This window comes from Streptomyces flavofungini (assembly GCF_041028215.1).
Lineage (GTDB): Bacteria > Actinomycetota > Actinomycetes > Streptomycetales > Streptomycetaceae > Streptomyces > Streptomyces flavofungini_B.
This window is the reverse complement of the sequence record NZ_JASKYR010000001.1, coordinates 1-22,732: the sequence shown is the minus strand read 5'-3', so window position 1 is coordinate 22,732 and position 22,732 is coordinate 1. Positions and strand designations below refer to the sequence as shown.

Below are 22,732 nucleotides of genomic sequence, written 5' to 3'. Positions count from 1 at the left end.
CGCGCCGACATGTCCGCCCGCTGCCGCGGATTGCTGTACCGAGATCACGGTAGCGACCGTCCTTCGCCCGGGCCTATATGCACTCCTCACAACTACCGGTGAACGAACGCCCCGTGGGCCCGACGACCCCGCTTGCATGTGCCTTTGAGCGCGCCGGCATGTGACAGAAGTCGTAGCGCCACAGGCCGGGCGGCCCTGCGCTGCCTACGTTTCTGGCGTTCCGGGCCGGCGAGGCCCCCTACGCCACAGGGAGGAACGCCGATGGCGCCCTTGACTTCACCACCCACGACGCGAGGACACGTCGACTACGACTTCAGCAAGGTCGCACCGGAGGTACGCAAGAAACTTCGGCCGCTGAGCGCGGTCGACAACTGGCACGCCGTGCTCGCCATCCTCACCGACTACGCGGGCATCGCCGTCGCGGTCCTGGCGTGCCTGCACATCACCTGGTGGCTGTACCCGCTCGCGCTGCTGTTCATCGGCTCGACCCAGCGCGCGATGGTCAACCTCCTGCATGAGTCGTCGCACAAGGTCCTCAGCCGCAACCCGGCACTCAACCTGGTGCTCGGGACGGTGTTCTCCGGATACCTGGTCTTCCACCTGTACTCGCCCTACCGGACCAGCCACATCGGCTTCCACCACCGCTACCTGGGAGACCCGCAGAAGGACCCCGACTACCAGTTCCACCGCGATCTCGGTCTGTACGACGCGGGGAAGTCGGATACCCGGTTCTTCCTGGAGAACATCGCGCTCGCCATCCTGGGTCTGCGTACCGCCGCCTACATCCGGTACATCGTCCGGGACCGCCTCTTCTACCGAGGGCCGCAGACCAACGTCTCCATGCCGGTCCGCCTGGCCACGGAACGCGTGGTCTTCATCGCGCAGTGGCTGCTGATCACGGCGGTCTGCTTCGCCACCGGAACGCTCCACCTCCTGCTGCTCTTCTGGTTCGTCCCGCTGTTCACCAGCGCGGTCGCGGTGGGGTGGCTGTCGGAACTCGCCGAGCACTACCCGATGCCCGAGAGCGAGCGCGCCCAGCTGCTCATGACGCGCAACCGCCACGGGTGGGCCCTGGAGAACTACCTGCTGGGCCGGCACCACGACAACTACCACCTGGTGCACCACCTCAACATGAGCATTCCGTTCTGGAACATGAAGCGTGCCCACCGCATCCTGCTGGACGATCCGACCTACGCCCGCTGGGACGCGCTGTGGGGCGGCATCGTCACCCGCGCCCGGGACCGGGACGGCGCCGAGACGGTCGTGACGTACGCCGCGAAGTACCGCGCCTGGCGCCGGGCCGGCGGCTCCCCCGGGGCAGCCTCGCCCACCTTCGCCGAGGTCCTCGCCCTCGCACGCACCCAGCCCGAGCGGCAGCCATGAGGAGGCTCCCATGACCGATCGGACGTACACCGAGCGGTGGCGCTCGTACCTCAACACGGCCGGCTCCGGGCTGCAGAGCCGCGAAACCCGAAAGGCGGTGGCCGACTACCTCACCCTGGAGGGGACGGTCGGCTCCTACTTCGCCGAACGCGCCTACGCGGAACTGATCGAAGAGGGCGTCTACCGCAGTCTCGCGGAACTGTTCAACTGCGACCGTGACGATGTGGCGATGTCGGACTCGGCGACCCGGGCCTGGCACAGCGCCGTGGCCGGCCTGACCCTCACCGCACGCGACATCGTATGGACGACACCCTATGAATGGGCCGGCAATCTTCTCCTTCTCAGGAACCTGCAGAGAACCGCTGGATTCTCGCTCCAGGAAATCCCCTGCACCCCGCGCGGAGACGTCGACATCGACTGGTGCCACCGGCACATCAGCGACCGCGTCGCCCTCATCTCGCTGACGCACATGCCCTCCTGCACGGGGGCCGTCACCCCTCTGGGCCCGTTCTCCGAACTCGTCCGCGACCGGCGCACCCTGCTCGTGGTCGACGCCTGCCAGTCGGCCGGGAACGTGCCCATCGACCTGACGGCCACCCCCGTCGACCTTCTGACGGCGAACGGCAAGAAATCGCTGCTGGCGCCGCGCGGCACGGGCTTCGCGGTGATGTCGTCCCGGTTCCGCGCAGGGGCCGAACCGGTCAGCGTCGACGTGCACACGCACGCCTTCGCCCCCGGTGGCGGCATCCGCCGCCTCACCGAAAGCGCCCGCAGGTTTGAGCTCGGCGAGAAGAGCGTGCCGGCCTTCGTCGGGTTCGACACCGCCCTGCGGCAGGCCCGCGGCAACGACTGGGACCGGACGGCCGCCCTGTCACGGGAGCTGCGCGAGCGGGCCGGCCGGATCCCGGGGCTGCGCGTGCACGCGCCCGGTACTCAGCACACCGGCATCATGTGCGTCACCCACGACCGCCTCACGCCCGAGCGGCTGTGGCACGCACTGTGCCGGGCAGGCGTCGCCTGCTGGCTCATCGACGGCGCGCACACCCCCAACTACCTCCTGCGGGCCGGCATTGACCACGCGGTACGGCTGGCTGTGGGACCCCGCACCACACGCGGGGAGATCGACTATGCCATCGGCGTCCTGGAGGAGGCGGGCGGCCCCAGGGCCACCGTGCCTGCCCTGGCCCAGCGGAAGAGGGAGTGGTCGGCGTGAAGAAGGTCATCATCCTCGGCGTCAATGCCACCAGCGCCAAATACGTCCCCCGGGCGCTGCGCTCGGCGGGGCTGGAGCCCGTGTTCCTCGCGGACCCCGGGAAATTCGCCGGCCAGGCCGCGGACAGTCTGCGGGACTGCGTCTGCTTTCCGGCCGACATCGAGGACCGCGCCGCGATCCTGCGCCTGCTGGCCGACGAGCCGTCGATCACCGAGGACGCGTTCGCCATCACCGGCCTGTATGACGAGAAGTTCCCGCTCATCGCGGAGATCGCCGCCCGCTACGATCTGCACGGGCCGGAGCCGATCGCGGTGCGGCTGGCCTCCAAGGCCGTGGTCGCGGAGCTCATACCCGAGTTCAGCCCGCCGACCCTGCACTTCACCGGAGGCGACGCGGCCCGGCTGGCGGTTGACCCGGCCACTCTCCTCCCGGCACCCGACGGCTACATCGTGAAGCCCGCCGAGCAGGCCGGGGCGCGCGGCGCGGCGCGTCTGCCCAAGGGTGCCGGGCCCGTGGACCTGTGGAATGCGGTGGCCGCCACCGGCCTCTCCCAGGACGTCACTCACCCCTGGGTGCTGCAGGCGGACATCCGCGGCCCGCTGTTCAGCCTGGAGGGCTACGTCACCGGCGGGCGGACGGTCTTCATCGACTTCTCCCAGCGTGGGCGCATCTCCTGGACGGAGGTGAGCAACCTGCTTCCTGCCGACCGCCGGCTGCCGCGCGGCACCGAGGCCCTCTGCAAGAGCGCCGTCACCACGCTCGTCGAACGGTCCGGCCTGTCCCAGGGGTACTTCCACTGCGAGTTCCTGGTCGATGCGGGACGCCCGTACCTCATCGACGCCAACATCGGACGCGTGGGCGGCGGCGCCATCGTCGAGCAACTCGCACTCGTCCACGCCCTGGACCCCGCGGAGATCCTCGCCCACGTCCTCACGCTGGGCCTGCCGGCAGCGGGAACCAGCCCGCAGCCCGCCTACCGTGCCCAGGGCAGCGGCGCGTCCACTCTGTCGTACTACTACGGCATCGAGGGCGGAGGGCAGGTCCTGTCGGTGACCGGACCGGACGGAGGGCGTTGCCTGCATACCCAGGTCACGCCGGACGGCGGCCGGGTCGATCCGGTGGGAGCGGGCGATTCCGCGTGGGTGGGGATGCTCACCGGCCCCACGAGTGAGGTGGCACGCGAGATAGGGAGTGTCGTGGTGCACACCTCCGACGGCCCGCGCCGCCCCGCCTGGGTGGCACCGTCGTGAACGGTGGGCGTGCCACGCCTCCAGGCGGCTGGACGATCTACGCCGTCCGCTTCCTCACCTACAGCACCTGGGGCGTGCTGTATCCGTTCTTCACCGTGTGGCTGCTCGACCAGAAGCTCTTCTCGGCCGCGGACTGCGGGCTGATCACGGGTGCGGCGGTCCTCGCCAACCGGCTCGGCTCCCTCGCGTTCGTCCGCGTCCTGCCACCGGGCCGCGAGCGAAGCGCCATCATCGGCTCACAGATCGCGATGGCGGCGGCAGCGGGTCTTCTGTGCGCCATGGTGTCGACGGAGGTCGCTTCGCTCCTCGCCTGGATGCTGGTCTCGGCGGCCTTCGGACTCGCCGGGTCACTGGCCACCCTCGCGCAACTGACCCTGATCGTGCACCAGTTCGGACCGGAGGAGACTCGCCGGGCCTTCTCCTACGAGAACGTCGCACTCAACGCGGCCGGCGGCCTGGCCCCCTTCGTGTCCTCCCTCGCCTACGCCGCCACGGGCCGGTTCTACGTGCTGGCCCCGATCGGGTTCGCGGTGCTGGCGGGAGTGCTGGCGACGCGTCTGGCCACGGGCCGCGTGCCGGTGCGGCGGCCGGCGGCCAAGGGGTCGGAGCCCGGCATCCTGCCCCCGGGGATGCCCGTCCTGCTCGGGGTCAACTTCCTGACCCACATCACCTACGCGCAGTTCTACGGCGTGTTCGCCGCCTACGCCACGTCGAGCCTCGGAGCACGCGACGTCGGCCTGCTCTTCGCCTTCGCCAGTGTCGCCATCGTGGTGACCCAGTCATGGGTGACCCGGCTGTGCCGGGACAGGGGTGAGCCGGTCATCATCGTGACCGCCAACCTGGCGCTGGGGGCGGGAACCGCCCTGCTCGTGGCGCCGGGAGGAGGCATGGCGCTGATGCTCTGTGCCGTCCTCGCCATCACGGTCGGCGAGATGCTCTACGGCCCGGTGTACCAGACGCTGGCCGTCGCCGTCGCGGGGGGACGCACGAGTCTGGCCGTCGGCGCCCTGACCTTCGTCTGGGGGCTGGCCGAGTCCCTCGCCGTGGCGGCGGGCCTGTGGCTCATCGGGGCCGGCCTCGGCCCCGTGACGTTCCTGCTCGGAGCCGCCGCGGCCGTGGCGGCCGTAGTGATCGTCGCCGTGTTCCACCGCCGGTTCGCCGCCATGGCGGCCAGTGCCACGGCGGACAGTGCCGAGGCGAGTGGCGCCGTGTCCGCGGTACGGCCCACCGCCGACTCCACCTCGTGACGGAAAGAGACATCGTGGCTTCCGCATCATCCAGCGCCCTGTGCTCCGCCGCCCAACGGCCGGTCTCCGTACTCAAGTTCGGCGGCACCTCGATGGGGACCTCCCCCGAAGCGCTCACGCGGATCGCGCGCATCGTCGCCGCGGCCCATGACCGCGGCGGCGATGTCGTGGTGGTCGTCTCCGCCCGCGGCGACTGCACCGACCGGCTCATCGACGAGGCCCGGTCGGCGGGCACCGCTCCGCCGGGCCGTGAACTCGATCAGCTGCTGGCCACGGGGGAGGCCCGCTCGGCCGCCCTCTTGGCCATCGCCCTGCACGAGCTGCGCGTGCCCGCGGTCTCGCTACTGGGGTCGCAGGCCGGCTTCACCGTGTCCGGCCGGCACGAGAACGGGCGCATCCAGGCTCTGGACACCTCTCGGCTGCGCCAGGTCCTGGCTCGCGGGGAAGTGGCCGTCGTGGCCGGCTTCCAGGGTGTGAACGCGGTCGGCGACGTCGTCACGCTGGGCAGGGGGGGCTCGGACACGTCGGCCGTGGCGCTGGCAGTCGCGCTCGGCGCCGCCCACTGCGAGATATACACCGACGTCGACGGCGTCTTCTCGGCGGACCCGCGCATCGTGCCGCGGGCGCGGCCGATCCCGCTCGTCCGCGGCGGCGTCATGTCGGAGATGGCCCATGCCGGGGCCCGGGTCCTGCACGCGCGGTCGGTGGAACTGGCCGGCCGAGCGGGCGTCACCCTGCACGTACGGAGCACCTTCAGCCGCAATCCGGGGACCGTCGTGGTCTCCGAACAGGAAGGAGCGGATTTCGCCATGCTGGAAACCGAGGAGCGCGTCACAGCCGTGTCGCACGAGCAGCACAGCGCCCGCATCACGGCCGTCGGCACATCCCCCGGCGCCCCGCTGCTGGGTACCGAAGTCCTCGCCCTGCTGGCCGACGCGTCGGTGCAGATCGACGTGCTGACCAGGTACACCGACACATCGCACGGGCACGGCTGGGACTTCACGGTGCCGGCCGCAGACGCCGACACCGTGACCAGCCTGCTCACGAGCCTGCCCTGCCGCGTCGTCGTCGACCCGGCCGTGGCCAAGGTGTCGCTGGTCGGCTCCGGCCTGATGAGCGACACCCACACCCTGGCCCGCATGCTGAACACGCTGCTCGCCGTGGGGATCGACCCCCTCTCGCTGTCCACCTCCCAGAGCCGGATCTCCGCCACGGTCGCCGAAGCGGACTGCTCCCGTGCGGTGGCCACCCTGCACGCGGAGTTCATGCCCGCCCCCGGCTTGCGCGAGGAGACCGGAAGGGCGACGACCGCGGTCGGCGCACCCGTCTGAGCCGCCCACCCAGCGCCGGGCAGGCGAGCCGGCGACACGGCCACAAGCTCCAGCGCGCCAGCCGCCCGTCACAGAAAGGGGCCCCGCATGACCGAGCCGGATCCGCTTCACCCCGGGCACCGCCCGCGGGCACCGCGGCAGGCGCGTACGACGGAGATCGCCGACGGTGTGTTCGCCTACATTCCGTCCGAGGACGGCTGGTGTCCGGCCAACGCGGGCATCATCACCGGCCCTGAGGGTGTCACGGTCGTCGATACGGTCACGACCGAGGCGCGTACGCGGGCCCTGCGCGCCGCGGTGGCGTCCCTGCGCTCGGGGCCGGTCCGCAGGATCGTCCACACCCACCACCACGGCGGCCATACCCGCGGTGACCGCGACGCCTTTCCCGAAGCGACCGTCATCGCGCACTCGCTGGCGCGCAGTGAGATGGCCGAGACAGCCATCCGGCCCGCCCTGCCGTCAGTCACCTTCGACGAACGGCTCACCCTGCACAGCGGCGACCGGCGCATCGAACTGGTCTACTGCGGGCCCGCCCACACCACCAACGACGTGGTGGTGTGGGTGCCGGGCGACCGGGTGCTCTTCACCGGGGACGTGGTGCTCGCGGGGGCGACGCCCTGCACCCTGATGGGCTCCGTGGAGGGGGCGCTGCGCGCCATCAGGACGCTGCGGGCGTTCGGTGCCCGAACGGTCGTCTGCGGCCGGGGGCCCCTTCGGGACGCGGGGGTCCTCGATGAGACGGAGGCCTACCTGCGCTGGGTCCAGGCCGTCGCGATGAGGGGATGGCAGCGGGGCCTGACGCCGCTGGAGATGGCCGGGGAAGCCTGGGCGGGACCCTTCGGCCACCTGAGCGGTGGCGAGTGTCTGGTGGGAAATCTCCACCGGGCCTGTGCCGAACTGGACGGCGGCCCGCTGGGGCGGCCCCTGGCACTGCCGTGAGGAGGCCCCGCCCAACGGTGTTCAGGCCGACACCGAACACGTTGACAGAACCGCTCGGTTGGTTTTTTCTGGCTGTGAGTGTGCAGCCAGAACCGTGCGAGCCCCGCCCCACAGCATTTTCGTCAGCACATTCAGCCATGCGAAGGAAGTAACAGACGTGTCTGTTGAAACGATTGCGGATGCACAGGCCGGGATCCCCGATGTGGTCCGGCTGACGCGGGACTTCGACGTGGCCTCCCTGGTACGCGACGTCGAGGCGTTGCGCGCACGGCAGGCCGCCGACTGGAGACTGCAGAAGACCTTCGTCACGGACGACCAGCTGGTCGAGACCGAACTCGACTGGCACATCATGCCCCTGCGCAGCACGGGCGGTGACAAGGCGCGTACCGACCCGGGCGGGCCGGGCCTGCTGCCCTTCGCCGACACCTCCCACACCGAACTCGCCCCGTATCTCCACGCGGTGATGCGGTCGATCCCGTCGCCGCTGCGCTCCGTCCGTCTGATGGCGCTGGGACCGGACACATACGGCCCTGACCACTTCGACAACAAGTACGCGCTCACCTGGGGCATCGCCAGACTGCACATACCGGTGATCACCCTGCCGGAGGCGAAGCTGTTCTTCGGGGAGACGCCGTACGTGTGGGAAGCGGGCTCCCTCTGGTTCGGCAACTTCGCCCGCACCCACCGGATCGAGAACAGCGGTGACTCCCACCGCGTGCACTTCGTGCTGGATGTGCAGGTGACCGAGGCGCTGTTCGACCTGTTCCCGGCGGAGGTCCGGGCCGGGCTGCCGTTCGACAGGATCATGGTCAACCGCGACGAGAGGCCGCTGCGGCCATCGCCCCGGCACCAGGTCGCCTTCGAGGTGCCGAAGTCCTTCACGGACTGGGAGGAGGCCGACGGCGAGTTCCTCACCGACCAGCCGAGGGTGCCGGCCGAGATCAGGACGCAGGGGGACGGCCTGGTGCTGTCCTACGACGGCGCTCCCTACGCGGGTCTGGTCCACGTCGGGGACGACGAGTTCCGCTTCCAGGGCTGGACCGACGAGCGCACCATCCAGGTCGTCGACGACGGTGGACTGCCGCGGGCCGTGCTGCGCACCAGGACCGGCAAGCAGGTCCGGGAACTGTCGGTGCCGACGACGCCCCAGGGCGCGTGACCCGCCGAGGTGGAGGCCGACATGAGCATGACCGTAAAGCGGAGCCGGACCGCCGGCTTCGGCACACCGACCGAGGGGCTGGGCACGAAGGAGTGGGACCGGCTGGCGGGCGATCACCTCTACGCCAGCAGCGGGTGGCTGGACTTCTGCGTCCGTGATCCCGGCGGACGCACCCTGACGGGCAACGTACATGCCCGGCTGCCCGGCGGTACCGCGGCCGTTCCCGTGACCGCGGTCTGGGAGGAGAACAACGGGTTCTACCAGTGGAGCCGGCTGCTGGCCGAGGCCGGCCTTCCCGCGGCGGCCCCGCAGGGCCTTCTCGTCGGCCCGCGCCGTGGCTACCAGACGAATCTCCTGATCAGCGAGGGGCTGGACCGTGCCGAAGCGGCATCGGCCCTGCTCGACGAACTCGCCGACCTGCGCGTCCGGGCCGTGGCGGACCGGATGTTCGACTACGACCGCGCCGGACAACTGCCCTGCCGCGCCATGTTCTTGAACAGCACTGACGTCCGGGCCCTGCGCGCCGCCGGGGTCAGGGCCGAACCCGTCCTGTGTGCCGCCGACGCGTGGATCCGCACCGAGGGCGAGGACTGGCACGGCTGGATGCGCACGCTGCCGTCCAAGCGCCGCGGCGAGCTGATCCGGCGGGATCAGCGGCGCTTCGACTCCGCGGGGTACCACTTCACCGAGCTGCCGCTGTCGGAGTGCTACGAAGAGGCCGCTCTGATGTCGCAGGGCACACAGGCCCGCTACGGGCAGCCCGCCGATGTCGCGGTACTCGCCGAGTCGCTGCGCGTCCAGGCCGAGACGATGGGCGACGCGGCACGCGTGCTGATGTGCGGCCGGGCGGACGAGCCCCCCGTCGGATTCCTGCTGTTCTACCGGTGGGGCGACGCGACCTTCCTCAAGGGCGCCGGCTTCCACTACGACCGGCTGGTCGACGTCGCCGAGTACTTCAACCTCGTCTACTACGAGCCGGTCCGCGACGCGCTGCGCCACGGCCGGCGCTGGATGCACGCGGGTATCGCGTCCACCGACACCAAGGCCATGCGCGGCGCCGAGGTCCGCCCCCTGTGGATGCTCGACGTGTTCGGCGACGCCACCGGCAACGACACGATCCGCGCCTACAACGCCGCGCGGTTGAGGGAGCTCACCGAGTCCTCGACCGCGGTGGCCAAGGCAGTCGTCGACGACGAGTGGCTGGAGTTCTGTTGACGTCCCGCCTGCTGCTCAACGGGGATTTCGGACGCTTCTGGCTGAGCCAGGTACTGACCGGCGTCGCCTCGAAGAGCATGACGATGGTGTTCCCCCTGCTGGCGACGGTCTCGTTCGCGGCAACCCCCTTCGAAGTGGGTGTGGTCGCCGCGGCCCAGTACGTTCCGGTGCTGGTGGTCACCCTGTTCATCGGTGTGTGGCTTGACCGGCGGCCACGGCGGCCCACGCTGCTGTTCACCGACGTGGCGGGCGGCCTCGCGCTGCTCGTCGTCCCGGTTCTCAGCGGGCTCGACGCATTCCATCTCGGCGTGCTGTACGCGGTCGCGTTCGGGTTCGGCTCGCTCGTCGCCATCGCCGAGGTCTGTGCGCAGGCATACCTGCCGAGCCTGGTCCGCGGATCGGAGATGGTCGCCGCGGTCGGGCGGCTCGAAGCGGTGTTCACGCTGGTCGTGGTCGCCGCGCCGGGACTCGGCGGGCTGCTCATGAACTGGCTGGGCGGCTCCGGAGCGGTGCTGACGGGCGCGGTCTGCTATCTGCTCGCCGCGCTCGTCCTGTGCAGCGTGACCCGCCGCGAGCCCCCGGTCCTCGCACCGGTCACCCCCACACGCGTAGGGAGCGAGATCGCGGTGGGAGCCCGTTTCCTGCTGTCCGTACCCGTGCTGCGCACGCTGATCGGCCAGGCCGCGCTGTTCAACTTCTTCGAGCAGGCGATGCTGACCCTGTACACCGTCTACGCGGCTTCCGTCGTCGGTGTCACACCTGCTCTGCTGGGTCTGACCGTGACGCTCGGCGCCCTAGGTTCCATGCTGGGTGCGGTCGCCGCCGAACAGGCCGAACGCAGGTGGGGACTGAAACGGGTCGTCGTGACGAGCATGGCCATCGCCTCGTTCGCGCCGGTGCTGATCCCGCTCGCCACGGAACCCACCGCGTTCACCGTGGCGATCTGGTCCGTGTCCTTCGTTCTCTACGGATTCGGCCTGACCGTCTACAACGTCTTCAGCACCTCGACCCGCCAGCGGCTCACCCCGGACCGGTTGCGCGGACGCGTGGCGGCGACCACCCGCCTCGTCGCGTACGGGCCGCTCAGTGCCGGCACGCTGCTCGGGGGCGGCCTCGGGTCGCTGTTCGGGGCGCGCAGCGGGCTGTGGATATCGGTTTCCCTGCTGGCGGCGGCTTTCCTGCACTTCGCCGTGGCGATGCGACGCACCCGGATTCCGGACCTGCGCTCCGAGCCGGAGCAGGCGCAGGAGCCGGCGCGGTGAGGTCCGGGGCCCCTCCGGCCCCGGAGCCTCACCGGCCGCTCTCAGCCGCCCCGGTGAGGCGGCTCGGTCTGCCAGAACCACGGCTCGTCGAACGCCGGCTTCAGGTCGTCGAACCACACCGCGTGTTCGTCATGCTTGGCGAAGAACGGCCGCCCCACCCAGCGCGGATCGCGGGCCTGCAGGAAGCGGCAGCAGAACACGTCCTGGCCGGCGACGCGGGCGGTACCGTCGACCACCACCTTTCCGGGCGAGGCGGACATGACCGGTCCGCGTGCCGTGCGCTCCAGGCCCGAGACCGACGCGAGCGCGTCCCGGTAGATGGACACGGCCCGGTGCAGTGGGAGCTCGAAGTACTGGCTGGCACCGGTGTCACGCTCCACGAACATGTAGTACGGCGCCACACCGAGACGCGTCATCGACCGCCACATGCCGGCCCAGACGGCCGGGTCGTCATTCACATGGCGCACGAGAGGCGCCTGCGCACGGATGACGGCGCCGGTGTCCCTGATCCGCCGTACGGCCTCCTGGCAGGCGGCTGTCTCCAACTCACGGACGTGGGAGAAGTGCGCCATCACGGCCACATGCCGGCCCGCCGCCGTCGCCTCTTCCAGGAGCCGCAGCAGGTCGGTCGCGTCGGCGTCGGTGGTGAAGCGGTAAGGCCAGTAGGACAGGGCCTTCGTACCGATACGGATGTTGCGGATGTGTGCGAAGCGGGGCTCGAGCAGCGGCGCGAGATAGGCCCGGAGCCGATCGGTGGACATGATCATCGGGTCTCCGCCGGTGAACAGCACATCCGAGACCTCGTGATGGCCCGCGAGGTACTGAAGGGCCCTCTCCGGCCCCGAGACGGCCTGCTTCAGCTCCGCCACGCCAATGAACTGGGCCCAGCGGAAGCAGTACCCGCAGTAGGCGTGGCAGGTCTGGCCCTGTCCGGGGAAGACCAGCACCGTCTCCCGGTACTTGTGCTGCAGACCGACGAGTGACTCCGTCCCGTCCTGGGGGACGTTGGCCTGCAACTGATCGCCCGGATGGGGGTTGAGCAGCAGACGGGCTCTTCTGACCGCCTCGCGCAGTTCGTCGCGGGGTGCCTTCCGGTCGATCAGTCCGGCGACCTCGTCGAAGACCGCTTCGGGCAGCATGCCGCGGTCGGGAAAGGTCAGCCGGTAGATCGGGTCGTGGGGCGCCCTGTCCCAGTCGATGAGCTCGTCGAGCACGTAGTTGTTGACCTTGAACGGCAGGATCGAGCTCACCACTTCGATGTCCCGGCGGACGGTGGGATCCATCCGCCGCACCTGAGGCAGGCGGGCCAGCCGCGCCCCGGGCACGGCGCGCATCTTCATCGGGCGGGCGGAGGTGGACGGCCCCATCACGAATGCTCCTTCGTCCGGCCGGTACGGGAGAGCCCGGTGGCCGAGGCGACGGCCCGGGACAGCGCGCCGACCGCCTGGTCGACCTGGGCCTCGTTCACCACCAGCGCGGGCAGCAGCCGCAGGACGTTTCTCAGTGGTCCGCCGATCTGGAGCAGCAAACCCTCCTCGATCGCCTCCTGCTGGACACGGAGCGCCATCGCCGCGTCCGGCCGGCCCTCCGAGGCGGTGAACTCCCAGCCGAGCATCAGACCGAGCCCACGGACTTCCCCCGTGACGGAGTGGTCCTCGGCGATCCGCTTCAGCCCTTCGGCCAGCCGCGCCCCCTGGAGCGCGGCGTTGGCCACCAGCCCCTCCTCCGCGATGACGTCGAGTGTGGCCAGTGCGGCGGCGCACGCCACCGCGTTCCCGCCGTAGGTCCCACCCTGGGAGCCCGCGGGGGCCGTGGCCATCAGCTTCTCCGGGGCGGCCATGACCGACAGGGGCAGACCACTGGTCAATCCCTTCGCGGCCACCAGGATGTCGGGCTCGACACCGGAGTGCTGGTGCCCCCAGAAGCGCCCGGTCCGTCCGAATCCGGTCTGGACCTCGTCCATCACCAGAAGAAATCCGTGGTGGTCGGCACGTTCGCGCAGACCCTGCACGAAGGTGGCGGGGGCGGGAATGAACCCGCCCTCACCCAGCACCGGCTCCACGACGAGGGCCGCGGTGTCCTCGGGGGCGGTCACGGTGGCCAGCAGGAAGTCGAGCTCCCGCAGTGCGAACCGGGTGGCCTCCTCCTCGCTCCAGCCGTACCGGTAGGCGGAGGGGAACGGCGCGATGTGCACGCCGGCCATCAGCGGCGCGTACCCGGTACGGAAGCGTGGGCTCGATGTGGTCATCGAAGCGGCGCCCACGGTCCGGCCGTGGAAGCCGCCGTGGAAGACGATGACGTTGGGGCGCCTCGTGGCCTGCCGGACCAGGCGCAGTGCGGCCTCCATGGCCTCGCTGCCGGAGTTGGCGAAGAACAGGGACTCAAGTTCGGCCGGGAGCATCTGCCCCAGGCGGTCGCAGAGGTCGAGCAGGGGCCGGTGCCGCACGGTCACGTACTGACCGTGGATCAGCCGGCCGGCCTGGCCCGCGATGGCGCTGACCACTCTCGGATGGCAGTGGCCGGTGCTGGTGACCCCGATTCCGGCGGTGAAGTCCAGGTACCGCTGCCCGTCCTCCCCGTACACGTCGAGGCCGCGGGCATGGCTGACAGTGACCGGAGTCGCTGGTTTCAGTACGGGCGATAAGCGTGCCATGGGTTGTCCCTTCCAGTGGTTGCACCCCTGAGGCGCTGCGCCGACCCGACGAAGGTAGCCAGGCCCGGGAAAAAAGACAACCGGACAGTCGGTTTATTGCTCGCGAGGCGACTGGGGAAGATTGACTCTCTTTTCTCCCTTTTGCACCCATCTTTTAGCGGAGGAGCGCCGCTCCGCCCCAGAACCTGGGACCTTGACAAAACCAGACGGTCGGTTTTTGATGCTTCGGTCGGCCGTCCCGCCCACGCGTGGCACGGCATCAGGCGCCACCAGTTATTGATCACCTGCCGTCAGGGCAGGGGAATCCGAGGAGACCGATGACTGCGCCGCTCTTCGAACTGACCGACCCAGAACGCTCCGCCCTGCGGCGGCAGGCGGAAGAGACCGTGCACCAAGGCCCGCAGTCCGTCGCTGCGAACGCCCTGCCCGTACGGATGCAAGACGCGATACGGAGCTTCGGCCGGGACTCCGGCAAGACCGGCTACCTGCTGCTGCGCGGTCTCGAGATCGGCCCGCTGCCCCCCACCCACACCGACGGTGAACCAGCGGCCCTGCCGGACCACGCCACGGCAGGCCTCGGCATGCTCATCGCCGAAACGCTCGGCACAATGATCGGCTACGCCGACGAGAAGAGCGGCGACCTGGTCCACAACGTACAGCCGCTGCCCGGCGAAGAGACGCGCGTCGAGGGCTCCGGAGCCGTGGCCTTCGACTTCCACATCGAGAACGTCCATCACGCGCTGCGCCCGGACTTCATCGGCCTGATCTGCCTGCGCCAGGACCACGACCGCATCGCCTCGACCCGCATCGCCTCGTGCCGCGAAGCGCTGGAACTGCTCAAACCCGAGACGGTCCGGACCCTGCGCCAGTGCCAGTTCTACAGCAACTACCCCGGTTCCTTCACCAGGGACACCACCGTGGAACCCGCTCCATCGGGCCCGCACCCCGTCCTGTTCGGCAGCGTCGGCAAACCGTTCATCCGCTACAACTCCCACAACACCACCTCGCTGAACAAGGCGGGCCGCGCCGCTCTGCGCGAGCTCGCCGAGGCACTGGAGCACGTCTGCCACGAGGTGATCCTCCAGCCAGGAGACTGCGCGATCCTGGACAACAACGTCGCCACGCACGGCCGGTCGGCATTCACGCCTCGCTACGACGGACAGGACCGGTGGCTGCGGCGCTTCTACGCGATCGAGTCCATCCCGCGCTCCGTGCGTCAGATGATGGACGGCTCGCGGGTCATCCCGCCGATCCCTGACATCGAAGGCCTCTGGTGAAAGGCCGGGACAAGCACGTGAGGGACCTCGACGCGCTCCTCTCGCTCGACGAGTTCGAGCAGCACTGGATGGCGCACGCGGCCCGGCCCGTCGCACAGTACGTGGCCGGGGGAGCGGGCTTTGACGGGGTGGTCGCCACCAACACAGCCGCGTTCGACGATGTATGGCTGCGCCCGCGCGGGCTGCATGACGGCCCCGCCGATCTCGACACGTCGGTCACCGTGCTGGGCCACACGCTCTCCATGCCGCTGATGCTGGCGCCCACGAGCCCGCAGCGACTGGTGCATCCGGACGCCGAACTGGCCACCGCGCGAGCCGCGGCCCGGCACGGCCTGCTCTCGATCGTCAGCACCGACTCGCACTTCCCCTACTCCGAGATCGCGAAGTCGGCACCGGAGCGCACGTGGTTCCAACTCTTCCCCTACCACTCCCGCGCCGTCGTCGACGCCACCGTGGCATATGCCGAGGAGTGCGGTGCCTCGGCGCTCGTCGTCACGGTCGACGCGTCCTTCGCGGCACGGCGGCTGAGCACGGTGCGGGCGGGATACCGGCTGCCTCCCGGCGTCGACTACGGAACGCTCCGCGCCCTGGGGATTCTGCGAGGTGAACCGCCGGCCGGCGGACGGCACGAGAAGATCCCCGTCACCTGGAACGACCTCGAACGCATCCGTTCCCGGACCTCGCTGCCGCTCCTGGTCAAGGGCGTGCTGCGGCCCGCCGACGCCCGGCGCTGCGTCGATCTGGGCGTGAACGCGTCCATCGTCTCCAACCACGGCGGCCGCCAGCTCGAAGGCGTCCTGCCGGCGCTCTTCGCCCTCCGTTCGGTCGTCGCGGCGGTGCCACGCGGCCACCCGGTGCTCTTCGACGGCGGGATCCGCTCCGGCGTCGACCTGGCCAAAGCCATCGCGCTCGGGGCCCGAGCGGTGTGCATCGGCAGGCCCTACCTGTGGGGGCTCGGTCTCGGCGGCCAGCACGGCGTGGAGCGCGTACTTGACCTGTTGCGCACCGAGTTCAGCGACGCCCTGCTCCAGATGGGCATCACCACGGTCGCGGAGCTGGACGACACATTCGTCACCAGGTCGTGCCGCCACGCGCGCTGCTGATGCCTGGCCACGCGCCCGCGAGCGCACCAGAGGACCCTACGAGGACGAGGAAGCAGCCGTACGGTGGCTACCCTGAAACAGCGTGGTGGCGAAGCGCCGCCGTGTGCCCCCGCCCGTGGCAGCCGACGGACCGGCAGCCTCCTGCCAGGACTCGGCCTGGCCGTCGGAGCCGCCGTCGCCATGGGCGGAGCGGCCCCGGCACTGAAAGCCCTGGGAACGACGGAACTCACGGCCGTTCAGATCATCCAGGCCCGGGCGCTGGTGGGAGCCGCGCTGCTGATGCTCCTCGCCGCGACCGTGCACCGCGGGCACCTGCGCGTACGGGCGCGCGACGCGTGGCTGGTCCTGCTGTACGGCGCCGTCAGCCTCGCTCTCAACCAGGTCGCCTTCACGATGTCCCTGGCCCGGCTCCCGGTAGGCGTGGCCCTGTTGGTGGAGTACCTGTCCCCGCTGCTGGTCGCTCTGTGGGTCCGGCTCGTCCAGCGAAAGCAGGTCTCCGGACTGGTGTGGGCGGGGATCGCACTCACCCTCCTCGGCCTGTCCCTCACCGGCAGGGTGTGGTCCGGGGGCGGACTCGACGGGCCCGGACTGGGACTGGCGCTGCTGGCCGCGCTGACCCTGGCGGGCCGCTTCCTGCTCGCCGAGCGGGGACTGCGCAGTTACGAGCCGCTCGTCATGTCGGCCTGGGGCGCCACGGTGGGCGCCGCGACGCTGACACTCGTCAACCTGGTGGAACCCTTCCCCCTCGACGCGCTCGGGCGCGACACCGTGCTCAACGGCTGGACCGTCCCGGTCTGGGTCCTGCTGCTCTGGGTGGGTGTGGTCGGCATGGCCGGTGGCCTGGCACTCGGGGCCGCCGCCCAGCGTCGGCTCCCGCCCACCTCCGCCAGCCTCATGCTGACCCTTGAGGTGGTGGCGGGAGCCGGACTGGCCTACCTGGTCCTGGGAGAAGTGCTGTCCGCGGAACAACTGGCCGGATCAAGCATGATGCTCGCGGGAATCGTGCTGGCGCAGCTCGCCGTCCTGAGGCGTCGTCCGCCACCCGGGAGCCGGTGAGCCGACGGCCGGCCCGAACCCGTCCCGGGCCGGCCGTCACTTCGCACTACCCGGTGGGCAGACCGGTCACCTCGAACACGGGGTGGTCCGCGGCGATACGCTCGAAATGGCTGACCGGCGCTTCGGGGTCCACCGGTATGTGCGGCCGCGCGCCAGGAGCTGCCTGGAGGTACTTCTTCAGGATCGGGGGACGGCTCTCCACCGCAATCTCACAGAGCCGGACATCGAAGGTCCGGCCTCGTCTGATCGCGGCCCGCCCGTCAGCGGCACGCACATTGCGGACCCAGTTCGCGTGCGCCCCCAGCATGGAGACCACGTACCACTTGTCCCCTGAGGACACCATCATGACCGGGAAGGCGATCGTCTTGCCGCTCGACCGTCCGCGTACGCACAGCGTGACACCGCCCGTGCGCCCATGTGCGGCGGCGTACTTCCGCCGCCAGTAGCGATTGAGCAGGCGAACCACGGGACCGGGCCGGTCACCGCGGTATATCCACCGCTTCAACCCGTACAGAAACTGCAAGTTCGCTCCATTGCGGAGTACCGGACACCCACACAGCAGGCCTGCACCACGTGCTTCTGCCCGCCGTCGCCCTCGGGGGATGTGGGGCGACGACGGGCGTTCGGTGTGCCCCGAGGGTTCGTGACCCTGCCTGTGCGGCTCACGAGCACGAGTATGCTCCTCCACTCTTGAGAATCACTCGTGAGCCGGTGGAGAACCGGGACCCGCGCCGGTGCGCACGGCGAGGGCGGTCTCTTTCGCACCTACACTCGGCGGTAGCCCTTCGTACCCAAGCGAGGGGCACCGCTCGGCGAGTTGACGGGAAGGCACAGTGCAGCGCATCGGGATCATCGGTGTCGGTGAGATCGGCCGGGCCCTCGTGGATGGCCTGTGCGACGGCGTCGAGGAGCCGCCGGAGATCTGCCTCTCACCACGAGGCGCCCGTACGGCAGCCGAACTGGCCCAGCGCTATCCGGGCCATGTGCGGGTGTGCGCCGACAACCAGGACGTGGTGGACCGGTCCGAGTTGGTGATCCTCGCCGTCCGCCCCCACGACCGGGCCGAGGCCCTCGCCGGGCTCCGTGTCGGCGGTGGCAGGGTCGTGGTCAGCGTCCTGACCGGCGTCGCCATCAGCGAGCTGCGCCGCACGTTGGGCACGGACTCTCCTGTGGTGCGAGCGATCCCGCTCCCCTCCGCACGCGAACGCCGCTCCGTGACCGTGACCTGCCCCTCCCACCCGGCCGTGGACGACCTCTTCGACGGCCTCGGAGGATCCCTCCCCGTCACGGACGAGGCGACCCTCAACACTTTCCAGGTACTGACGGGCACGCTGACCACCCATTACCGTTACCTGGCCACGCTCGCCGACTGGGCCGCCAGGCAGGGTATTCCCGCTGAAGGCGCAGACCGCTACCTCCGCGGCCTCTTCCAGGGCGTCGGCCGGGCACTGGGCGACGACACGCGCTCGCTGCAGCAGCTGGCGGGCGACCACGAGACGCCCAGGGGACTCAATGAGCGCCTTCGCACCACCTGGTTCGACCCGGCCAATGCCGAGGCCCTGACCAAGGCGCTCGACGCGCTCCTCGCCGACCTCGAGTAGCCACGAGCCTGTCGTAGCAGAACCTCCCGGTCGGCACCCCGCCTCCCACGTGGAGAGCGTGGACGTGGCCTTCGAAGAACGCCTCCTGGCCTGCCGGGGCGAAGATCCGGTGGACGGCCTTGCCCGAGTAGGACAGCCGGGCTCATTAGCATTGGCCAGCCGGACAGCTCAACGACCGGCCTGGCGACCTGCGGATGCGCGGTCACCTCGTACAAGCCGAGAATGCCGTCGATCATGACCACCAGGGGCCCCTGCTGGTCAGTGAGAGGACTGACTGCATCGGGAGCTCGCAGGGGCTGGGCGGGTGTGCATCAGCTGGTCATGCTGTGGATGAGGGTGTAGCCGACGTAGAGGCCGTACACGGCGAGAGCGGCGCCGAGCAGCCGTGTCCATGCGGGCAGGGCGTGGCGTCGGTGGGTGTGCCACATGCGCCGCAGTCGTACGACGGTTGAGGCGGCGCCGAGCGCGGCGAGGGCCGCGAAGAGCCAGAACAGCACGGGCCGGTCGTCGGCCGGCGCTCTGTGTAGCCCGGCGTTGGCGACGACGAGCAGCAGGTAGGGGGCGATGTACTGAGCGGGGCTGAAGTCCCGGACGTGCTCGGGGGCGCTGGATTCGACCATGGGGGGATACCTCCGCGGTGCGGTGTGCCGGTACGGGGTGCGCCCCACGGCGGTGGGACGGCCGTGGGGCGCATGTGCGTGATCAAGCCCCTGCGGGGGGCTTCACGGCATCGGGCGGGTCACAGGATGATGTCGATGAGCCAGTCGATGACGTTGCTGACGGAGATCGAGCCGCCCACGGTGAGGGTCTTCTTCACCCAGCCGGGAAGGGAGTTCCACTTCCCCTTGAAGTAGCTCTTGCCGTGCTTGGCCCAGTCGGACATCTTGTCGCGCCACTGCTTGGGCAGCGCCTTGTAGGCCTTCTTCAGGGCCTTCTTCTTCAGCCCGTCCAGCCAGCCGCTGGCGCTGCGGTCACCGGTGGATTCGGTGACCTGTGCCTTGGTGAGGCCTTCTTCGCTCAGGAGCTCCTGGCCCTCGGCGGAGTCGAGGTAGGCGAGGAACGACGCGTCCGAGCCGAGTTCGAACTCGGGCTCGAAGTCCGTGGTGATCGAGGCGGCGGGAGCCGCCTCGCGGGGTGTGGCGGCCTGGGCCGCTGTGGTGCCAGTGACACCGAGCGTGAGAGCGGTCAGTGCGGTGATCGCACCCATGCGGATGTGCCGACGATTCACTATCGTGGTCCTTTGGATAACCGGTGCGGGCATTGCCTCCCTGATGCACTGATGGCCTGGAAACCGTGTGCGTCAAGATTGGCGGTGCCCGCACCCCCGTGCCTTGGTGCCGGGGGCGGGTCAAACCGTAGATCTTCATTGATCTTCAGATCTACAGGCTTGTTGGGTACATGTCCTGAAATGTTCGCTATAGCAGGCCTGGCATTCAGGGCTTGATTGCCCATACCGGGCGGCCATTAGGGACGATTCACATCGACCGGCGTGAAGGAACGGAAAAGCGGACTGTCCGCTACCGCTACCCCGAAACCTCAGATTCCCCTCAACTGGCCAGAAGGCATGACTAAGCACTCCCGTCGGCAACAGCGTGCGGGAGCCCGAAAGCGTCACACCGAGCAGTTCCTCGGCCGGGGAACGGGAGAGCCGTGAGCGGGCTGGCTCATGGCGGGTGAACAAGGAAGGCGAGGGCACCGGGACCCTCAAGCCGTACATCCTGAGGCTGACCAACCGCTCATGCTGCGGTCGGAGATCTGTGCCGGGCCCCGCTGCAATGCTGTTGATCATGACAACTGCGTTCCCGCGCCGCTCCGGCGTCCCCTATCACCGCATGGCTCACTGCACCGACCGTCACCGCTGGTGGCGGCCCTTGCTGGGAGCCCTGCTGCTCCTCGGCCTCTGGCTCGTGCTCTTCCTCCTCCTGTACACCGTCGCCTACGGCCTCGGAGCCGCAGCCGGACGTCGGCAATTACCCGACGGCAGCGTCGACTTAGGGCCTCTGCGCAACACGGCACTGGATCTGACGTCCATCGCGATCGCCCTGCCGCTGGTCTTCCTGGTCGTACGGTGGACAGGGCGCCGACCGGCCGGCACGGTGTCCTCGGTCACCGGGCGGCTGCGATGGCGGTGGCTGGCCCGATGCCTGCTGGCCGCGGTGCCTGCCGTGCTCCTGCTGACGGCAATCACCCTCGTCCTGCCCGACGGCGCAACCGGCTCGAAGGACTCCGGCCCGTGGGCGGGCTGGCAGTCCTTCCTCACCTCGCTGGCCGTGCTGGCCTGCTTCGTCCCCCTTCAGGCCGCGGCCGAGGAGTACCTCTTCCGAGGCTGGCTGGCCCAGACAGCCGGCGCCTACCTGCGCTCTCCCTGGCTGGCGGTAGTGCCCCAGGCCGTGCTTTTCGCCGCCGCCCACGGCTGGGGCACTACCTGGGGCTTCACCGACCTGCTGCTGTTCGGCCTCACCGCGGGATGGCTGACCCTGCGCACCGGCGGCCTGGAGGCTGCCATCGCCCTGCACGCCTTGAACAACATGCTGGCCTTCGGCCTGTCCGCCGCAGTAGTCAACGGACTCTCCTCGGAAGACACCGCGGCCGACGCCTCCTGGCTCCTCGCCGCCGCCGACATCGCGACCACGCTGCTCTATGCCGCGATCGTGCTGCGGCTGGCACACCGTCATGCGCCGCAGACCTCTCGGCTCCCGTGATCACATCAGCCAGCTAACCTGCCGTGCGCCGTCAAGGGCGGCGTTCCCGGCCGCGCTTGTCTTTTCGAAAGTCGGCCGCACGGAGGTGCAGCAGGTGCTCGATCTGGCGCGTTGTCCCGGCTTGAGAACGCCTGCTGTGCCTCTCAGGCAATGGCGGGACCGCCCAAATCAGTTGCCCGACGGCATGGTGGGTGGCGCATCCGCTGAGGATGCGCCACCTGGTGGGCGCCGCGCTGGAGTGATCCGGCGGGAACCTGCCGGGCCGCTGATGTGTCGTGATGCACGTGAACGAACTACTCAACACGGCGATTGGTGCTGGCAGTGCCGTCGTGCTGGTGTTCATCGGTGCATGGGAGAACGGGCGGTGGACCCGAAAGACGGAAGCCCTGAAGGATGCCGCGGCGGACCGCTCGGCTCTCGAGATGCAGGCTGGCGCTTACGCCAGGGTTGATGGAGGAGGAGCGATGGCCATCCTGGCGGCCTCAGGGGGAGTTGCCGAGGCCGTTGATGATTGGAGCCGGGACAGCGCGATATCCGAGGCGGCGCTCGCTGCCCCCCTGGGCCGACTCGGGACTGCCGTGGCGCCCCTCCTCAGGCATCAGGAGCCTGGCCTGGCAGAAACAGCGGAAGGGGTTCTGACTGCGGCAGTGGAGCACCACGGCGACGATGACCGGACGGAGAGGGCGCTCACGGCCTTCCACACTGCGCTGCGCGCTGCCCTTGCGCCACCCGCCCCCGCGCGCCCCTGGTGGGCCCTGCGGCGCCGCAGGCGCGCGCTGAGCGAGTAGCCCCCGGAGTTGCGCCCGGTGCTAATCCTGCTGGCTCGTTCTGTGCCCGGCGGGGCTCATCCCCTCGACCGCATCCGCGTTTAGCCAGCTTGCCCGCCTCAGCATCTCCCTCACGGCGTGGGTGGATAAGCCAGCAGGATCGTCACCAGTCGCAAACGATGGTGACCAGTCCTCTGACCTGGAGGGTCTGGGCAGTTCTGCCGTTTTGGTCGCCTCGCCGAGCGCGAGACGGCCGCCCTTCGGTCCGGGGACGTAGTTGTCGATGGTGTCGATGGTGTCGCGGGAGACGCTGAGGAGTCGCGCACTGCCGTTTGCCGATCTTGCTCATCAACCGGTCCGATAGATCAACAGTCACCTTCCCCCCGCCAGTGGGCGAGCTCATGCCGGGCGGCCAGGGTGTCGGGGTGGTCCTGGCCCAGTACCCGCATCAGGTCGGCCAGCAGATGCTCCAACGCGGCGGCGGCACCGGCCGCATCCCCCGCCTCCCCCCGCCAGCGGGCGAGGTTGCTGCGGGAGGCCAGAGTGTGGGGGTGGTCCGGGCCCAGTACCCGCA

Annotated in this window: 20 protein-coding genes; 14 read left to right on the top strand and 6 right to left on the bottom strand. The window is 69.8% G+C overall.

The window, feature by feature from the left end; translation table 11 throughout:
* Positions 1–261 precede the first annotated feature (261 nt).
* The 9 genes from AB8Z36_RS00100 (at position 262) to AB8Z36_RS00060 (ending at position 10,999) form a co-directional block, all read left to right on the top strand.
* Positions 262–1,383, top strand: a complete 1,122-nt coding sequence (locus tag AB8Z36_RS00100) for a fatty acid desaturase (protein ID WP_369211077.1) — start codon at positions 262–264, stop codon at positions 1,381–1,383.
* 10 nt (positions 1,384–1,393) lie between these two features.
* Positions 1,394–2,596, top strand: coding sequence for an aminotransferase class V-fold PLP-dependent enzyme (locus AB8Z36_RS00095; RefSeq protein WP_369211076.1), 1,203 nt, complete (start codon positions 1,394–1,396; stop codon positions 2,594–2,596).
* A complete protein-coding gene (locus tag AB8Z36_RS00090; protein ID WP_369211075.1) occupies positions 2,593–3,846 on the top strand; it encodes an ATP-grasp domain-containing protein in 1,254 nt (417 codons plus the stop codon). Before AB8Z36_RS00095 ends, AB8Z36_RS00090 begins: the two co-directional genes overlap by 4 nt.
* Positions 3,843–5,093 carry an MFS transporter gene (locus tag AB8Z36_RS00085; RefSeq protein WP_369211074.1) on the top strand — a complete coding sequence of 417 codons (1,251 nt, stop codon included), beginning with the start codon at positions 3,843–3,845 and terminating at the stop codon, positions 5,091–5,093. The genes AB8Z36_RS00090 and AB8Z36_RS00085 overlap by 4 nt, the downstream gene beginning before the upstream one ends.
* Before the next feature lie 14 nt (positions 5,094–5,107).
* A complete protein-coding gene (locus AB8Z36_RS00080; RefSeq protein ID WP_369211073.1) occupies positions 5,108–6,424 on the top strand; it encodes an aspartate kinase in 1,317 nt (438 codons plus the stop codon).
* 87 nt (positions 6,425–6,511) lie between these two features.
* On the top strand, positions 6,512–7,363 hold the full coding sequence (locus tag AB8Z36_RS00075; protein WP_369211072.1) for an MBL fold metallo-hydrolase: 852 nt from the start codon (positions 6,512–6,514) through the stop codon (positions 7,361–7,363).
* Positions 7,364–7,520: 157 nt separating this feature from the next.
* On the top strand, positions 7,521–8,522 hold the full coding sequence (locus AB8Z36_RS00070) for an aspartyl/asparaginyl beta-hydroxylase domain-containing protein (RefSeq protein ID WP_369211071.1): 1,002 nt from the start codon (positions 7,521–7,523) through the stop codon (positions 8,520–8,522).
* 21 nt (positions 8,523–8,543) lie between these two features.
* Positions 8,544–9,737, top strand: a complete 1,194-nt coding sequence (locus AB8Z36_RS00065; RefSeq protein ID WP_369211070.1) for a peptidogalycan biosysnthesis protein — start codon at positions 8,544–8,546, stop codon at positions 9,735–9,737.
* On the top strand, positions 9,734–10,999 hold the full coding sequence (locus AB8Z36_RS00060; protein WP_369211069.1) for an MFS transporter: 1,266 nt from the start codon (positions 9,734–9,736) through the stop codon (positions 10,997–10,999). Before AB8Z36_RS00065 ends, AB8Z36_RS00060 begins: the two co-directional genes overlap by 4 nt.
* Before the next feature lie 41 nt (positions 11,000–11,040).
* Here AB8Z36_RS00060 and AB8Z36_RS00055 read toward each other — a convergent pair whose 3' ends face one another.
* Both AB8Z36_RS00055 and AB8Z36_RS00050 read right to left on the bottom strand, forming a co-directional pair.
* Positions 11,041–12,366 carry a KamA family radical SAM protein gene (locus tag AB8Z36_RS00055; RefSeq protein WP_369211068.1) on the bottom strand — a complete coding sequence of 442 codons (1,326 nt, stop codon included), beginning with the start codon at positions 12,364–12,366 and terminating at the stop codon, positions 11,041–11,043.
* Complete coding sequence (locus tag AB8Z36_RS00050) at positions 12,366–13,652, bottom strand: aspartate aminotransferase family protein (protein ID WP_369211067.1); 1,287 nt, start codon at positions 13,650–13,652, stop codon at positions 12,366–12,368. The genes AB8Z36_RS00055 and AB8Z36_RS00050 overlap by 1 nt, the downstream gene beginning before the upstream one ends.
* Before the next feature lie 317 nt (positions 13,653–13,969).
* On the opposite strand from AB8Z36_RS00050, the gene AB8Z36_RS00045 reads away from it, so the two are divergent.
* The 3 genes from AB8Z36_RS00045 (at position 13,970) to AB8Z36_RS00035 (ending at position 17,088) form a co-directional block, all read left to right on the top strand.
* The gene (locus AB8Z36_RS00045; protein ID WP_369211066.1) at positions 13,970–14,929 is read left to right on the top strand and encodes a TauD/TfdA family dioxygenase; all 960 of its coding nucleotides are present in this window, start codon (positions 13,970–13,972) and stop codon (positions 14,927–14,929) included.
* 17 nt (positions 14,930–14,946) lie between these two features.
* Positions 14,947–16,032 (top strand): alpha-hydroxy acid oxidase, encoded by a 1,086-nt coding sequence (locus AB8Z36_RS00040; protein ID WP_369211065.1) that lies wholly within the window; start codon positions 14,947–14,949, stop codon positions 16,030–16,032.
* Positions 16,033–16,095: 63 nt separating this feature from the next.
* The gene (locus AB8Z36_RS00035; RefSeq protein ID WP_369211064.1) at positions 16,096–17,088 is read left to right on the top strand and encodes a DMT family transporter; all 993 of its coding nucleotides are present in this window, start codon (positions 16,096–16,098) and stop codon (positions 17,086–17,088) included.
* 46 nt (positions 17,089–17,134) lie between these two features.
* On the opposite strand, the gene AB8Z36_RS00030 is transcribed toward AB8Z36_RS00035, so the two are convergent.
* A complete protein-coding gene (locus AB8Z36_RS00030) occupies positions 17,135–17,611 on the bottom strand; it encodes a nitroreductase/quinone reductase family protein (protein ID WP_369211063.1) in 477 nt (158 codons plus the stop codon).
* A gap of 310 nt (positions 17,612–17,921) precedes the next feature.
* Between AB8Z36_RS00030 and AB8Z36_RS00025 the strand changes: the two genes are divergently transcribed.
* Positions 17,922–18,689, top strand: a complete 768-nt coding sequence (locus tag AB8Z36_RS00025) for an NAD(P)-binding domain-containing protein (RefSeq protein ID WP_369211062.1) — start codon at positions 17,922–17,924, stop codon at positions 18,687–18,689.
* Between the two features lie 311 nt (positions 18,690–19,000).
* On the opposite strand, the gene AB8Z36_RS00020 is transcribed toward AB8Z36_RS00025, so the two are convergent.
* On the bottom strand, positions 19,001–19,309 hold the full coding sequence (locus AB8Z36_RS00020) for a hypothetical protein (protein WP_369211061.1): 309 nt from the start codon (positions 19,307–19,309) through the stop codon (positions 19,001–19,003).
* A gap of 119 nt (positions 19,310–19,428) precedes the next feature.
* Positions 19,429–19,917, bottom strand: coding sequence for a hypothetical protein (locus AB8Z36_RS00015; RefSeq protein WP_369211060.1), 489 nt, complete (start codon positions 19,915–19,917; stop codon positions 19,429–19,431).
* A gap of 559 nt (positions 19,918–20,476) precedes the next feature.
* Here AB8Z36_RS00015 and AB8Z36_RS00010 point away from each other — a divergent pair.
* Entirely contained in the window at positions 20,477–21,391 is a 915-nt protein-coding gene (locus AB8Z36_RS00010) for a CPBP family intramembrane glutamic endopeptidase (RefSeq protein ID WP_369211059.1), read from the top strand.
* A gap of 1,132 nt (positions 21,392–22,523) precedes the next feature.
* Here the strand turns inward: AB8Z36_RS00010 and AB8Z36_RS00005 are convergent.
* A partial coding sequence (locus AB8Z36_RS00005) for a tetratricopeptide repeat protein (protein WP_369211058.1) occupies positions 22,524–22,732 on the bottom strand: 209 nt, incomplete at its 5' end.